The organism is Curtobacterium sp. MCBA15_016 (assembly GCF_001865105.1).
Lineage (GTDB): Bacteria > Actinomycetota > Actinomycetes > Actinomycetales > Microbacteriaceae > Curtobacterium.
The window spans coordinates 1-521 of sequence record NZ_MJGR01000018.1; the positions used below are offsets into that span (position 1 = coordinate 1).

At 74.9% G+C, this 521-nt stretch carries 1 protein-coding gene; it reads right to left on the reverse strand.

Translation table 11 applies throughout. From position 1 onward, the window contains the following. A partial coding sequence (locus BIV03_RS07860; protein WP_217637355.1) for a hypothetical protein occupies window positions 1-445 on the reverse strand: 445 nt, incomplete at its 3' end. Window positions 446-521: the final 76 nt, after the last annotated feature.

The following is a 521-nucleotide window of genomic DNA, read 5'->3' on the forward strand; positions in this document are numbered from 1 at the left end:
CGGCGAGCGCCGCCGAGGCGAGGACCCACCAGCGGTGTCCGCGGAGCCAGGCGTTGGCGAGCGCCATCGTCAGCGCGGCGACGAACGGCCCGCGCGGACTCACGACGAGGGCGTACCCGATCGTGGTCGCGAGGGTCAGGAGCAGCACCGACCGTGGCCACCGCCAGCGCCACGGGAGCACCACGACGCCAGCCACGAGGAACCCGATAGCGAGCGGGCCGAGGTGCACCGGGTCGACCGCACCGCTGAACGCGTGCCGTGTCCAGGGTGGGCCGGCCGGGCCCGTCCCGACACCCGGTCCGACCAGCACGCGCGATGCGAGCAGCGTCCCGACGATCTGCAGGAACGCCACCGGCAGGACCCGACCGACCCGGGCGAAGCGACGGCGCCCGACCCAGCGGGTGTCGTCACTCGCCGGGTCGGCGAGGGTCGGGGTGGTGTCCATGGCTCGAGCCTAGGGTCGGCTCCCGCCCGCGGCATCGGGCGTGCGCACGACCTGTGGACTACTCCCGCGGGAGTAG